The 13,737-nt window shown below is 58.5% G+C and carries 13 protein-coding genes; 6 read left to right on the top strand and 7 right to left on the bottom strand.

The window, feature by feature from the left end; translation table 11 throughout:
- Positions 1 to 68: 68 nt before the first annotated feature.
- On the top strand, positions 69 to 1,685 hold the full coding sequence (ahpF, locus tag D6851_RS06350) for an alkyl hydroperoxide reductase subunit F (RefSeq protein WP_120324067.1): 1,617 nt from the start codon (positions 69 to 71) through the stop codon (positions 1,683 to 1,685).
- Between the two features lie 21 nt (positions 1,686 to 1,706).
- On the opposite strand, the gene D6851_RS06345 is transcribed toward ahpF, so the two are convergent.
- The 3 genes from D6851_RS06345 to D6851_RS06335 are packed head-to-tail and all read right to left on the bottom strand — an operon-like array spanning position 1,707 to position 4,170.
- Positions 1,707 to 2,318, bottom strand: coding sequence for a Smr/MutS family protein (locus D6851_RS06345; protein WP_120324066.1), 612 nt, complete (start codon positions 2,316 to 2,318; stop codon positions 1,707 to 1,709).
- Positions 2,315 to 3,505, bottom strand: coding sequence for a murein transglycosylase A (mltA, locus tag D6851_RS06340; protein WP_120324065.1), 1,191 nt, complete (start codon positions 3,503 to 3,505; stop codon positions 2,315 to 2,317). The genes D6851_RS06345 and mltA overlap by 4 nt, the downstream gene beginning before the upstream one ends.
- Positions 3,506 to 3,510: 5 nt before the next feature.
- A complete protein-coding gene (locus tag D6851_RS06335) occupies positions 3,511 to 4,170 on the bottom strand; it encodes a Tim44/TimA family putative adaptor protein (RefSeq protein WP_120324064.1) in 660 nt (219 codons plus the stop codon).
- Positions 4,171 to 4,557: 387 nt separating this feature from the next.
- On the opposite strand from D6851_RS06335, the gene secB reads away from it, so the two are divergent.
- From secB to D6851_RS06315, 4 genes are all read left to right on the top strand, one after another.
- On the top strand, positions 4,558 to 5,070 hold the full coding sequence (gene secB / locus D6851_RS06330) for a protein-export chaperone SecB (protein ID WP_120324063.1): 513 nt from the start codon (positions 4,558 to 4,560) through the stop codon (positions 5,068 to 5,070).
- A 122-nt stretch (positions 5,071 to 5,192) separates the two neighbouring features.
- Positions 5,193 to 6,797: a murein biosynthesis integral membrane protein MurJ gene (murJ, locus tag D6851_RS06325; protein ID WP_120324062.1), complete on the top strand. Its 1,605-nt coding sequence runs from the start codon at positions 5,193 to 5,195 to the stop codon at positions 6,795 to 6,797.
- Positions 6,798 to 6,813: 16 nt separating this feature from the next.
- Positions 6,814 to 7,830, top strand: a complete 1,017-nt coding sequence (trpS, locus tag D6851_RS06320; RefSeq protein WP_120324061.1) for a tryptophan--tRNA ligase — start codon at positions 6,814 to 6,816, stop codon at positions 7,828 to 7,830.
- A 197-nt stretch (positions 7,831 to 8,027) separates the two neighbouring features.
- A complete protein-coding gene (locus D6851_RS06315) occupies positions 8,028 to 8,669 on the top strand; it encodes a DUF4136 domain-containing protein (protein ID WP_238473971.1) in 642 nt (213 codons plus the stop codon).
- A 95-nt stretch (positions 8,670 to 8,764) separates the two neighbouring features.
- On the opposite strand, the gene dut is transcribed toward D6851_RS06315, so the two are convergent.
- Positions 8,765 to 9,229 carry a dUTP diphosphatase gene (gene dut / locus D6851_RS06310; protein ID WP_120324060.1) on the bottom strand — a complete coding sequence of 155 codons (465 nt, stop codon included), beginning with the start codon at positions 9,227 to 9,229 and terminating at the stop codon, positions 8,765 to 8,767.
- Positions 9,213 to 10,523: a bifunctional phosphopantothenoylcysteine decarboxylase/phosphopantothenate synthase gene (locus tag D6851_RS06305; RefSeq protein ID WP_120324059.1), complete on the bottom strand. Its 1,311-nt coding sequence runs from the start codon at positions 10,521 to 10,523 to the stop codon at positions 9,213 to 9,215. The genes dut and D6851_RS06305 overlap by 17 nt, the downstream gene beginning before the upstream one ends.
- A 131-nt stretch (positions 10,524 to 10,654) precedes the next feature.
- On the opposite strand from D6851_RS06305, the gene D6851_RS06300 reads away from it, so the two are divergent.
- Positions 10,655 to 11,044 (top strand): hypothetical protein, encoded by a 390-nt coding sequence (locus tag D6851_RS06300; protein WP_120324058.1) that lies wholly within the window; start codon positions 10,655 to 10,657, stop codon positions 11,042 to 11,044.
- Here D6851_RS06300 and D6851_RS06295 read toward each other — a convergent pair.
- Together D6851_RS06295 and ubiB are read right to left on the bottom strand one after the other, a co-directional pair.
- Complete coding sequence (locus D6851_RS06295; protein WP_147395440.1) at positions 11,018 to 12,148, bottom strand: hypothetical protein; 1,131 nt, start codon at positions 12,146 to 12,148, stop codon at positions 11,018 to 11,020. The two genes, D6851_RS06300 and D6851_RS06295, sit on opposite strands and share 27 nt — an antisense overlap.
- A 19-nt stretch (positions 12,149 to 12,167) precedes the next feature.
- Positions 12,168 to 13,724 (bottom strand): 2-polyprenylphenol 6-hydroxylase, encoded by a 1,557-nt coding sequence (gene ubiB, locus D6851_RS06290; protein WP_120324056.1) that lies wholly within the window; start codon positions 13,722 to 13,724, stop codon positions 12,168 to 12,170.
- Between the last annotated feature and the right edge of the window lie 13 nt (positions 13,725 to 13,737).

Here is a 13,737-nt window from a genome sequence, read left to right as displayed (position 1 = left end):
ACAGGCAAACGGCCCGGGGCACCCCTTCGCCCCGGGCCGTTTTTGTTTCCAGACACAAGGAAAACATCATGCTCGACGCCAATATGAAGCAGCAGCTCCAGCAATTTCTCGGCAATCTGCGCGAACCGATCGAGCTCGTCGCCTCTCTTGGCGACGATGCGAAATCGAACGAAACCCGTGAACTGCTCAATGAAATCGCAGAACTGAACGATAAAGTCAGCGCCTCTTTTGATGGCGATGATCAACGCAAACCCAGTTTCGAAATCCGGCGCGCATCGGATCATGACGCTTCAGTCCGCTTTGCCGGATTGCCAATGGGTCATGAATTCACCTCTCTCGTGCTCGCTCTGCTCTGGGCCGGCGGACACCCGCCGAAGGTCTCGGATGAAGTGCTCGAACAAGCTCGTGCACTGGAAGGCGATTACGATTTCGAGATGTATTTCTCACTGTCCTGTCAAAACTGCCCCGATGTAGTGCAGGCGCTGACTCTGCTCGCCATGAACAATAAGGGCGTGAAGGCCACGCTGATCGAAGGCGGTGCGTTCAAGGATGAAGTCGATGCCCGTCAGGTCATGGCTGTCCCGGCAGTATTTCTGAACGGAGAAAACTTCGCCAATGGGCGGATGAATCTTGAAGAGATTCTCGGTAAGCTGGACAGCAATGCCGGTGCCCGGGCTGCGGACAAGCTGAATGCCAAGCCTCCTGTGGAAGTGCTGATTGTCGGTGGCGGGCCTGCAGGCGCCGCAGCGGCCATCTATACCGCGCGTAAAGGCTTCAGCACCAGCATCGCAGCAGAACGCTTCGGCGGGCAGGTGCTCGATACGATGGCCATCGAAAACCTTATCTCGGTGCCTTATACCGAGGGGCCCAAACTGGCCACTGCGCTCGAAACGCATGTGAGCGAATATGATATTGACGTCATCAATCTGCAAAAAGCGGAAAAGCTGATTCCCGCAGCTCAAACCGGTGGCTATCATGAAATCGTGTTCGAGAATGGTGGTACGCTGAAGGCGCGCAGTCTCGTACTCACCACGGGAGCCCGTTGGCGCCAGCTTGGCGTTCCCGGCGAATCCGAATATGCCAATAAGGGCGTAGCCTATTGCCCGCACTGTGACGGTCCGCTTTACAAAGGCAAGCGTGTCGCGGTGATCGGCGGCGGTAATTCGGGTGTCGAAGCGGCTATCGACCTCGCTAATATTGTGGCCCATGTAACGCTGGTCGAATTCGCCGATGAATTGCGTGCCGACGAAGTTTTGCAAAAGAAACTGCGTTCGATGGGTAATGTCGAGATCATCACTTCGGCTGCAACAACCGAAATCACCGGAGACGGTCAGAAGGTAAACGGGCTGGTTTATAAGGACCGCAATACGGATCAGGAAAAGACCGTCGAACTGGAAGGTGTCTTCGTTCAGATCGGTCTGGTGCCAAATACCGAATGGTTGCGCGATTCGGGCATCGAGCTGACGAAGTTCGGTGAAATCGAAATCGATGCGAAGGCGGCGACCAATATCCCCGGTATCTTTGCCGCAGGCGATGCAACGACTGTTCCCTATAAACAGATCGTCATTGCCATGGGCGAAGGAGCCAAGGCGGGCTTATCCGCTTTCGACTTTCTGATCCGTAATGAAGCGCCGGAGGAGATCGCACAGGCAGCACAGGCCGCAGCGGAAAAAGTACCGGCTTAAATTCGGTAAAAGACCTGCCGCTTAACGGCGGCGGCGCAGAATAATATACAGCGCACCGGAGCCGCCATGGCGCCGGTGCGCATTCCTTATGGCGGCAATGTCCGATGAATGGGCACCAGCAGCCAGCCAGTCGAGAATTTTTGACCGGATCGCACCACGCCGCTCGGCCCGGTCGGCGGCTTCCGCTCTGCGCGGCTTGCCCGTAATGACCAGCACCACCCGCGCACCCATTGCTTTGGCCTGTGTCAGCCCCCAATCCAATCGCTGATGCGCTGTTTCAAGCGTATGGCCATGCAAGTCGAGGGTAAAGTCAGGCGAGACACCATTTCGCGCCAGCTTCCGGTCCCATGTCGAATCGAGCCCTTCCCCGAATTTGGGCGCGGCCGGGCTGGTAACAGTAACCGCGGGCCCTCTGGATTTGGATGCAGGACTGCGAGCCACTTTCGGTGGCAATGTCGCCAAAGGAGAAGGCGATGGCGGTGATTTAACCGCTTTCGGCTGGCGCGATGGAGGCGGCGGCACGATGTCGGGCGCTGATTTGGGCGGTGCGTCACCATGTATCGGCTTTACGCTTGCCGTCACCTGCGACCAGAGAGCCGCTTCCTTCTCGCTTAGACCACGGGGCGGTTTCATGGGCGGTTGTTCAATCGGTCCAGCGTTCCCCTGGGCAGGAAAAGAAGTGCTTCCCCGCGGGCACTCATCCCACCGGCGATTTCGCGTGCATCACGGCCTGCCCCCCAGAAGGCATCGAGGCGATTGGGTCCTTTGATCGCGCCGCCTGTATCCTGCGCAATCCATAACCCGTTCACCTCTGGCCTGTCGGTTTCTAGAAAAACAGGTGCCCCCAGGGGCACATAGCGCGGATCGGCCGCAACAGACCCCTGCGGCCGCACCGGCACGCCCAGCGCACCAAGAGGCCCATCACCGGTCAGTTCCCGGAAAAATACCCAGCTTCGATTCATCCGCATCAACGCATCGCCTTCCTGGGGATGGTCGCGCAAATATTGCATGATACCCTGCATAGAGGCCGGATACTGGCCCGGCCCGGTGCCGAACAGATTACGCTCGCGCATCAGCGATCCGATACCGGTATAGGGCAGGCCGTTTTGCCCGGCGTAACCGATACGAATTACCTCACCTTCCGGTGTATGTATGCGCCCGGAGCCCTGAATTTGCAAAAAGAAGAACTCGACCGGATCGGCCACCCACGCAATTTCGAGTCCCCGCCCCGCCAGGGCGCCATCCTCAATCTGAGCCCGGTCGTAATAAGGTACGACATGCCCCTGCCCATCGATCCGACCGAGCGGCGGACGACCGACCCTTTCACTCTGCGGCATATCTTCGGGCCAGCGGCGCACCAGATCGTCGGGCAAGCCATAGACCGGGACATCGAAACCGGGCTGCTTTGTACGCGACCCGGCGATTTCCGGTTCATAATAGCCCGTTACATGGCTGACCCCGTTATAGACACGGGCCGTTTCGAAACTGGTTTCGAAAAAAAGCAGCGCCTGTGACGGAGAGGTTTCCTTAGCCTGTTCACAAACAGCTTGCCAGTCTGCCCCTTGCGTCAGTTCGCTGTTATCGTTTCGACGGATAAGGACAGGGCAACTTTCGACGAAAGATCGCAACGCTCTAACAGCCTGCGACTCAGTCAGCTTCAAAGAGGCAATGGAAGGCCCGGCCACAACCCCTGCTTCGAGAGCAGTGGGTGGGACAGGCGGGGGTGCCTTACCTGACGGAGGCACCATCTGCCCGCAACCTGCCAGGACCACGGCACCTGCAATGCCGGCGAGCCAGCCTTTCAAGCCCCCCGCCCGCATGGAAATCAGCCTTCGTCAGTTTCAACCAGCAACCAGTCGGGACCGGCAGAATTAATATCGCGGGCGAATGTCCAGATATCGCGGCTTTCGATCGCATCGTCGAGCGAACCGGCAACGACATTGCCGTCCTTGTCTCGCGTAATAGCGGAAATGTCCGCTACGAAACGAACTGCGATTCGCGCTGTACGACCATCCAGCGAAGCCGAATCCACACTGCTATCCTCAATCCGGACAAGCCTGTTTTCCAGCGTCTCACCTGCCTGTTCGCGCGCATCGATCGCAGCGACGAAGCCCCGATAGACATCGTCATCGCAAAGTTGCCGCAGCTCTTCCCGATCACCGCGCCAGAACGCTTCGAGCACCATGCCATAGGCCGCTTTGGCACCGGACATGAAAGCGAGAAGGTCGAAGCTACGATCGGCAGAAGAAATATCGCGCAAACCCTGCTCGATCGCGGGCGGGAAGCCGATAATTTCGCGCGAATTATTGTCCGCCTGACGTGCTTCGGGCGCCGCCACCTGCTGAGGAGCGCTGGCCCGGTCCTTCCGTTCGAAGCGGGTTGGGATCGGCTCTTCTTCATGTTCCGCCCTGCGTCCCAGGACAGAATAGAGACGCAGACCCAGAAATGCTGCGATCATGGCGAGGATGACGATTTCGACAATCACGTGACTATCCGAACTCCTTGCCGGACACCCTGACGGCATTCGGCACATTACCTTTGTTACGCATCGTATAATACGTTTTCATTCAACAATCGTGCCTGAAATAGGCCTGAATTACAAATCGACAACATGTCACCCGCATATTTGGGCCCAAAAGTCCTGAATTTACGTTAAAATCAGGTAATGTTTGGCTCGTATATCCGCTGCACAATGCAGAATCACCGACAGCATAAGCTGTCAGCTCATATATATTCCGCCCCGAACAGCCCTCTCCGCGGGAACGCCACAAAAGCGATATGCCGGTCGGCTGGCCGTTGCGAGTGGCAGGGCACAATGCTACGCGCGCAGGCAAGACCATCTTTTTATAACATCAGTGGAAAGTAATCCATCATGGCCGATGAAGGCGACGTTCTTACCGATCTCAACAACAGTGCCGGCAATGGCGCCGATAATCAGCCGGTCGCCGGTCTGATATCGCAATATGTGAAGGATCTTTCGGTCGAAAATCCGAACGCTCCGGAAAGCTTCCAGTGGCAGGAACAGCCTGAACTGGATGTGCAGTTCAATATCGGTGGGAAAAAGATCAATGAGGAAATCACAGAGGTCGAACTAAAGATTTCCGTTACGGCGAAATCCCAGTCCGGCACTGCCTACCTTGTCGAGCTGTCCTATTGTGGCCTCGTCGGCATGCGCAATATGGCGGATGAACAGATCCACGCTTTCACTTATGCCGAAGCCCCGCGCATTCTGTTCCCCTTTGCGCGCCGCGTGATTGCCGATGCCGTGCGCGACGCTGGTTTCCAGCCGCTGCTGCTCGACCCGATCGACTTCCAGGGTCTTTATCTCCAGCAACTTCAGGCTCGCCAGCAGGAAGGCGGCGCACCGGCAGCCGGTCACGCCTGACCGGTCATTGCCTGAGGCAATCGTCCCCGAACTCAGGCGATTGCGGTTCCGGGCGGACAGGCGCATATCACGCGCCCTTTGATGTGATGTGAGATCTGGCCGCCCATGAGCCCTGTAAAACCATGAGCCTTGTTAAAAATGTCGGGACGATTGGCGGGCTGACAGCATTCAGCCGCATTTTCGGCTTTGCCCGCGATATATTACTGGCGCGGGTGTTGGGGGCAGGGCTTGCCGCCGATGCTTTCCAGCTCGCCTTCATCCTGCCCAATACATTCCGGCGCCTCTTTGCCGAAGGGGCCTTCTCGGTCGCTTTCGTACCCATGTATACGCGCAGCCTGGCCGGAGAAGGCGGGGAGGAAGCCGCGGAAAAATTCGCCAATGACGTTTTGGCGGTGTTTATCTGGGTCCTGCTCGGCTTTTCGGCCATTGCGATGCTGGCCATGCCTGCCATCGTCTGGGTGCTGGCTTCCGAATTCCGGGAAATTCCTGGAAAGTTTGCCCTTTCCGTAACACTGGCGCGGATCACTTTTCCTTATCTGACACTCATTTCGCTGGTTGCGATGCTGTCGGGTGTCCTCAATGCCCGCTCACGCTTCGCACCGGGCGCTTTTGTGCCGGTTCTGCTCAACCTTGTTCTGATTACCGGCATCGGAACCGGCTGGTTCCTGCGCAGGAATGGGGGAAGTGACGTCACTGTTGCTTATGCCGTGGCGATTGCGGTCACGCTGTCGGGGATCGCACAGCTGGCTTATATGGTCTGGGCCACCCGCAAAGCAGGCGTCCGGTTGAAATGTCATGTGCCCCGCTTCACACCCGAAGTGAAACGGCTCGCCATGCTGATCCTGCCGGCCACTTTCGGCGCCGGCGTCTATCAGGTGAGTCAGTTCGTCGACACATTCTTCGCAACTTCGCTCGAACAGGGTTCGCTGACATTGCTCAAATATGCCGACCGGCTGAACCAGATGCCGCTTGGCATTGTCGGCATTGCGCTGGGCACGGCGATTCTCCCGATGCTGTCGCGCCATATTCAGACCAATGACAATGCACAGGCACAGCGTCTGCAAAGCAATGCGGTGGAAATCGGCCTGCTGCTGACCCTGCCTGCAGCGGCAGCTCTGGCCGTATGCGCCCCGGCCTTCGTTACAGCCTTCTTCGTCGGCGGCAAGATGACATCGGCCGACGGAGCGGTGATGGCCAATATCGTGATTGCCCTTGTGGCGGGCCTTCCTTCCTATGTGCTGGTAAAAGTCTTCCAGCCAGCCTTCTTCAGCCGGGAGGATACGCGCACCCCTGTCTGGGTGGCAGCGGCAACCCTGATCGTGAATATCGCGATCAATTTTTATGTCGTTCCGCGTTACGGCATTGTCGGGCTGGCAGCGGCAACCGCCTTTACGTCGACGCTTAATGTGGCAGCGCTCTATGTGCTGCTCCATCATCGCAGCTGGTATACGCTCACCCCGCGCCTTATGGGAAAAGTCCTGCGCCAGCTCATCGCTACGGCGGCCATGGCAGGCGTTCTCATCATACTTATGCCGCTGATGCAAAGCCGTTATGGCGGCAGCATTATCGAGAAAGTCTGGTCACTTGGCGTTCTGGTGGGCGCGGGCCTGATAACCTTTTTCGTCATTGCTTATGCCGTCGGGGCTCTCGACAAGGACCTTCTTGGCCAGCTACGGCGGCGCAAGCCTGCCTCGGCCAATGGTCAGGCGAGCGATTCCGAACAGTAAATCAAGGCTACAATTCATGCGTGTCGTTTCCGGTATTCAACCCACAGGGTCTCTCCATCTCGGTAATTACCTCGGGGCTATCCGGAACTGGGCCGCCATGCAGGATTCGCTGGAAGACGATGCCGAATGCATGTTCTTCCTTGCCGATCTGCATGCCATCTCGATGCCCCATAATCCGGCAGAGCTGCATGCGGCAACGCTGGAAATGACCGCAGCGCTGGTTGCCTGCGGTATCGACCCTGCCCGTTCCATTCTTTTCAATCAGGCACAGGTTCCCGCCCACGCGGAACTGCAATGGTTGCTGAACGGAACGGCACGAATGGGCTGGCTCAACCGCATGACTCAGTTCAAGGACAAGTCGGGCAAGAATCGCGAAGGCGCCAGCGTGGCGCTCTTCACCTATCCTGTCCTGCAGGCAGCCGACGTCCTGTTGCATCAGGCTACCCATGTTCCGGTGGGCGAAGACCAGAAGCAGCATCTCGAACTGGCGCGCGACATTGCCATCAAGTTCAACAATGATTTCGGCGAAGGCGAGGAGATCTTCACACTGCCCGAACCGATCATCCCGCCGGGTGCCGCGCGGATTATGTCGTTGCGCGACGGCAGCAAGAAGATGAGCAAGTCGGACCCCTCGGATATGAGCCGTATCAATTTGTCCGACGATGTCGATACGATCGCCAGGAAGGTGAAGAAGGCCAAGACCGATCCTGAACCCCTGCCTTCTGAAGAAGCAGGACTGGAAGAACGGCCCGAAGCCCGCAACCTGGTGACGATCTATGCCACCTTGTCAGGCAAGAGTGTGGCTGAAGTGCTGGCCGATCATGGCGGAGAGGGTTTCGGCCAGTTCAAACCCGCTCTGGCGGAACTGATGGTCGAATCGCTGGCCCCCATCGTCACACGCTTCGTTGAACTGAAGCAGGATCGTGAAGCGCTGGATGCGATCCTTGCACGCGGCGCGGCTCGCGCCCGCGAAATTGGCGTTCCCACTCTGGATGCTGCCTATAAGGCTCTTGGGCTTGTGCGGGGGCGATAAAATCGTCCACCGCACAAGTTACTGTAAAACAGTCATTTTTACGAAGGGTGTTCAAGACCGGTTCAGACCGTCCTATATATATATCAGCTCATCCTTGAAGAGTTGTATGCGGTAGATGAACCGCCGGATGGCGACAGACGCCGCGAAGGGAAAGTAAGATGATGTTCAAGAAAGGAAAAATCGGACGGAGCCTGAAAATGGCTGCCATCCCGCTCCTGCTGGCCAGCCTCGCGGCCTGTGCATCGCCCTTCCAGGCCGATGTCTCCCGTTTCCAGAGTCAGCTCCCTGCCCCCGAAGGACAGACTTTTGCCGTCGTGGCAGAAGATCCCAGCCTGTCGGGCGGGCTCGAATTTTCCATGTATGCCGATTATGTCGATCAGCAGATGGAGCGTCTGGGCTATCGCGAAGCCGCTTCACCCGACAGCGCCAATCTGATCGTCCGTTTCGATTACGGCGTGGATAACGGGCGCGAACGGATCCGGTCGGACGGTCCCAGTTCCTATTGGGGCCCCTGGTATGGCTATGGGTCCTGGGGACCTTACGGGTATTATCCCCGCCGCTCATGGAGCTATGGCTGGTACGATCCTTTCTTCGACCGTCCTTCGGTTAGCAGTTACACCGTCTATACAAGCGATGTCGAAATGAAGATCGACCGTGCTTCCGACGGCAAGCGCCTGTTCGAAGGCAGAGCCGAAGCCGTTTCGACTTCGGACCGCTTGCAATATCTGGTGCCCAATCTGGTGGAAGCGATGTTCACCGATTTCCCCGGCAATTCGGGCGAAACCGTGCGCATTTCGATCGCACCGGAAAATCAGCCGGTTAAACGCTCTTCGAAGTAAGCAGGCGAAACCGATATAAAAAGGCGGGCCTTCCAGAGAAGCACCCGCCTTTTTTATAAGAGAGGCCAGCGTGTAAGAGAGACTGGCAAACGATTTTACAAAGCCTTGTGTCCGCCGGTCGAACCGAAGCCCTTATCGCCCCGTTCCGTCTGATCCAGCTCTTCCACTTCGCTCCACACAGCCTGTATAACAGGCGCCAGCACGAGCTGGGCCACGCGATCACCGCGTGCGATGGCAAAAGCTTCGTTGCCGTGATTGATCATGATGATCTTCAGTTCACCGCGATAATCCGAATCGATCGTGCCGGGCGTATTAGGAACGGTCACCGCATGTTTCAGCGCCAGACCTGAGCGCGGGCGAACCTGAATCTCATAGCCTTCCGGAATGGCCAGAGCGAAACCGGTGGCCACAGGATGCCGTGCACCGGGTTCGAGCGTCACATCTTCGGCCGCATGAACATCCATTCCGGCAGCCCCGGCAGTGGCATAATGCGGCAGAGGCAGACCCTCACCGTGATCGAGCCGCCTGATCTGAACAGCGACATTAGCGGGAGAGGGCATCGGCAATCCTTTCAACGAGTTTGACAGCGACCCGCTCCTTATCCATCCGCTCCCAATCCTCAACCCCGTCAGCCGTGACAATATGCACGGTATTTTCTCTGCCGCCCATCACATCGCCCGACACATCATTGGCCACGATCCAGTCCGCGCCCTTGCGCTGTCTTTTATCCACCGCGTAATCGATCACATTATCGGTTTCCGCAGCAAAGCCGATCAGCAAGGGCGGTTTGCCCGGGCTTTGCCCAAGACCGGCGAGAATATCAGGATTTTCCACCAGTTCGAGCGGCGGCAAGCCATGACCATTCTTCTTGATCTTCTGCCCGGCGCGGTTTTCGACATGCCAGTCAGCCACTGCCGCGACCATCACGGCCACATCCGCCGGCAAAGCTTCATTCACCGCCTCGGCCATTTCACGTGCCGTTTCGACATCGAACCGCTCCACACCCGGCGGAGTCTGTAATACGACCGGCCCGGCCACCAGCGTCACCCGGGCACCCGCAGCCGCCGCTGCCTCGGCAATGGCAAAACCCTGTTTGCCCGAAGAACGATTGGCGATGTAGCGCACCGGATCTATCGGTTCATGAGTCGGCCCTGCCGTGACCAGCACGTGCCGCCCGTAAAGCGGGCGATGGGGAGGATGGGAATCGAAAGCGCCCTGCCCCTCCAACGGATCGTCAGCGCGCCCTGCATCCGACATATCCTTGTCGAACTGGTCCAGAGAAGCAGACACATCGCGCAAGCGGTTTTCCGGATAAAGGCCCAGTAACTGCGCGATTTCGTCCCAGATACGGTCGGGTTCCGGCAAACGACCGGGGCCGAATTCTCCGCAAGCCATCGCCCCTTCGTCGGGCGCCACAATATGCACACCGGATTCGCTAAGTGTCCGCAGGTTGCGCTGCGTGGCGGCATGGCCCCACATGCGGACATTCATGGCCGGCACCGCCATGACCGGCTTGTCGGTCGCCAGCAGCATGGTCGTGGCCAGATCATCGGCAATACCCGCTGCCATCTTGGCCAGCATATTGGCCGTGGCCGGGCAAACCACCACCAGATCGGCTTCCCGGCTGAGCTGAATATGACCGATCTCGGCTTCGTTCTTGAGATCCCACAGCGAAGTATGCACTTGCCTGCCCGACAGGGCAGCCAGGCTCATCGGAGTCACGAATTGCGCGCCTCCTTCGGTAAGCACGCAAGTGACCTCGCCGCCGCCTTTGCGGATCAGGCGAACAAGCTCACAGGCCTTATAGGCAGCGATGCCGCCTCCGATCACCAACAGGATATGTGGTTCCAACATATAAGCCGCTATGGCCTCCTGCCCTTTAAAATTCCATAGAGTAGCCTAGAGAGAACTCCCATGAGTGGAAATAGCCAGTGAAAAGCCCGTAGTCCGGCTTATTCGCCCGGCGAATGAAAGAGAATTGACGCATGACCCGCTTCCTCCTGACCGCCATTATCCTCATCGCCGGGATATTCTTTATCATTGCCGGGATCGGTTTTCTGGTGGACCCGACCTCTTCGGCAACCAGTCTGGGCCTGCAATGGCGCGGTCCGGCCGGTCTTGCCGCCCTGCGTGCTGAAACCGCTGCCTATTATCTGGTCGCCGGGCTTTGCATGATCTGGGGGGCATGGAAACGGAATGGCGAAATCCTGCTGGCTCCGGCCGCCATGTGTGCGATTGCCTTTATCGGTCGGTCGCTCGGTGCACTGGTGGATGGCACCTATGACGCGCTGCCTTATTATCTGGTCGCCGACCTGTTCTTCGCCATCATCACTTTTGTCGGCAGCAAATTATTGCCGCATGAAACGGTTGGCTGACCAGCCGGGCAAACGGGCTGCCTGCCACAGATCGATCAGGGCACGGGGTGCGAAAGCCAGCCCCACCCAATAGGCAGGCAGCATAATGGCTACCCAGTAATAATTATCCGCCCGTGCAAAAATCGCCACGGCCAGCCCGAAACCGCCCAGCCAGAGGCTGCCCATCAGCCCGATCCGCTCCCCGCGCCCGATCCAGCCGATCAGTGCAGCCAGCCCCAGCCAAGCCACACACCACAGGGGCAAGGCATGGGGGAACAGATGGGCCAGTGAAAAGAGCAGAAAACCTAGGCCGTTCATGCCCTCCCAGCCCGGCGAGACCAGATCGCCCGGCTTAACCGCTGCATCGACGAAATGGGCATGAACCGCCATCCCCAGCGCGAACAGGGCCAAGGCCGCCAGCAAAGCACCGCATTCGCGCCAACGCATCCGGGCAGCTGCCAGTGCAACCCAGGCGAGCACATAGAGCGAGGCCATTTCCCGAATAGCCATAGCACAAACCGCCAGACACAGACTGGGCCACCACCGCTGCGGCGTATAAAGCACCAGCGAAAGCGAGACGAACAGCCCGCTCATATAATCATGCACCACACCCACTCGGGGATAGAAGGCCAGTCCGCCCCCCAAAGTCAGTAATCCGCCAATCACGATCAGCGACAGGAGCGGATGCCGCGGCGAACGGAAGCGTCTGGTCCAGACGAGAAGATTGGCAATGAACAGGGCAATAGCGATAATCCGCCAGCCGGTTGCTCCGAACAACGCATGACCCCAGGCCAGAGTCGGCAGACGCACAACGACAAAGGGCTGAGTGGGATAATTCCACTTGCGCTGTTCGGCCAGAGCTGCGGTGTAATAGCTTTCGCCCTTGCTGACCCGCGCATTGATGTCTTCGTAAAGATCGAGATCGCGGTGCTTCGCATGGGTGGACTTGGAGATGCGCGCTTGCCGAACCTGCTCATTAGCCTGGAACTGCTGTGCAGCGGGAACGCTCCAGACCAGTGCCAGACCGATCAGAATCAGACTCGTAATGGCAGTCCAGCGCGGGAGGGCCCGCAAAGGGTGAGCGGTGCTACACCACGCATCCACCCATTGGCCAGGAAGTCTCACCGATCCTTGCCCAGCCAGGTCAGCTCAGCCAGCCCAGTGCCATTCCGGCCCAGACCAGCGCACCGCCGCCCAGTGCGGTGGCGATATAGCCCCAGGGGGACGTTCCCTTACGCCGGCGCCGTTCCCATACCAGTTCCACATCGGGCAGTGGCGGCTGTTCTGGCGCGCCGCCTTTGGGCGGAAACCGCGCTTCCACCCGGCGCACCAGATCGGGCAGGCCGAACAGAGTCTTCACATCCTGGCGCAAACGATCCGCCAGAGCGGCTTCGGGGCCCAGTTCGTCCCTGATCCAGTCGCGCACGAAAGGCGCTGCCACATCCCACATATTGATATCGGGATCGAGCTGAGTGGCGATGCCTTCGACCATGACCATAGTCTTTTGCAGTAACAGCAGATGCGGCTGGGTCTGCATGTCGAAATCGCGCGTAATAGCAAACAGCCCGTCGAGCATCTGGCCGACCGACAATTCGCTCACCGGCTTCCCGCGCATGGGTTCACCCACCGCCCGCAATGCAGTCGCGAATTCATCGACCGAGTGATAGCTCGGCACATATTGCGCTTCGAAATGGATTTCGGCCACGCGGCGATAATTACCGGTCGTAAGGCCATAGAGGATTTCCGCCAGCCATTGCCGCGCCCGCCGGTCGATGCGGCCCATGATTCCGAAATCGATCGCGACAATATCGCCATCGGGCCGCACGAACAGGTTCCCCTGATGCATATCGGCATGGAAATAGCCGGCACTGATCGCCTGCGTCAGAAAAGCGAGTACCAGACGCTGTGCCAGTTGCGGCAGATTATGCCCGGCCTCTTTCAGCGCAGCGATATTGCTGATCTTGACGCCATCAACCCATTCGATGGTCATCACCCGGCCATTAGTCCGGTCCCAGTCGATCGCCGGAATCCGATAGCCGTGATAACCGCTCATCAACTGGGATAATTCGCTGGCCGAAGCCGCTTCGCGCCGCAGATCGAGTTCGCGATTGGTCCAGCGCTTGAAATTGGCGATGGTCAGGCGCGGGCGCAGCCTCTGGGCTTCGCCGCCCAGTGCTTCCAGATGCGCAGCGGCCCACTCATAAGTGGTGATATCATGCGCGAATTTCTCGCGAATACCAGGTCGCAGCACTTTCACCGCAACCTTGCGGCCATCGGTCGTCACCGCAGAATGGACCTGCGCGATAGATGCCGCCCCCACGGGCTCAGGGTCGATCTCGGCATAAAGTGCTTCGACGGGCTGTTCGAAACTTTGTTCGATCTGCGCCTTGATCGCACTGAAGGGCACCGGTGGTAAACTGTCCTGCAAGGACAGGAGGTTCTGCGCGGCATCCTCTCCCACCAGATCGGGCCGTGTGGCGAGCGTCTGGCCCAGCTTGATGGCGGCCGGGCCGATAGCCTGAAAAGCACCGGCATAATCGGGTTCAGCAGGCTGCCGCGCGCCGAACCGAGCCAGTCGGGTCAGCCGCGCAACGGCAGGCGGTGTGGCCGGACTGCGTTCGATTTCGCGCAGCACCCCATGGCGAGCGAGAATACGCCCCCATTTGAGGAGACGAAGAATATGCGTGGTGGGTCGTGTCACTTGAAACCGTCAG

The organism is Altericroceibacterium spongiae (assembly GCF_003610805.1).
Taxonomy (GTDB): Bacteria; Pseudomonadota; Alphaproteobacteria; order Sphingomonadales; family Sphingomonadaceae; genus Altericroceibacterium; species Altericroceibacterium spongiae.
Note: the sequence above shows the minus strand (reverse complement) of the source record. Positions and strands in the feature narration are given on the sequence as shown.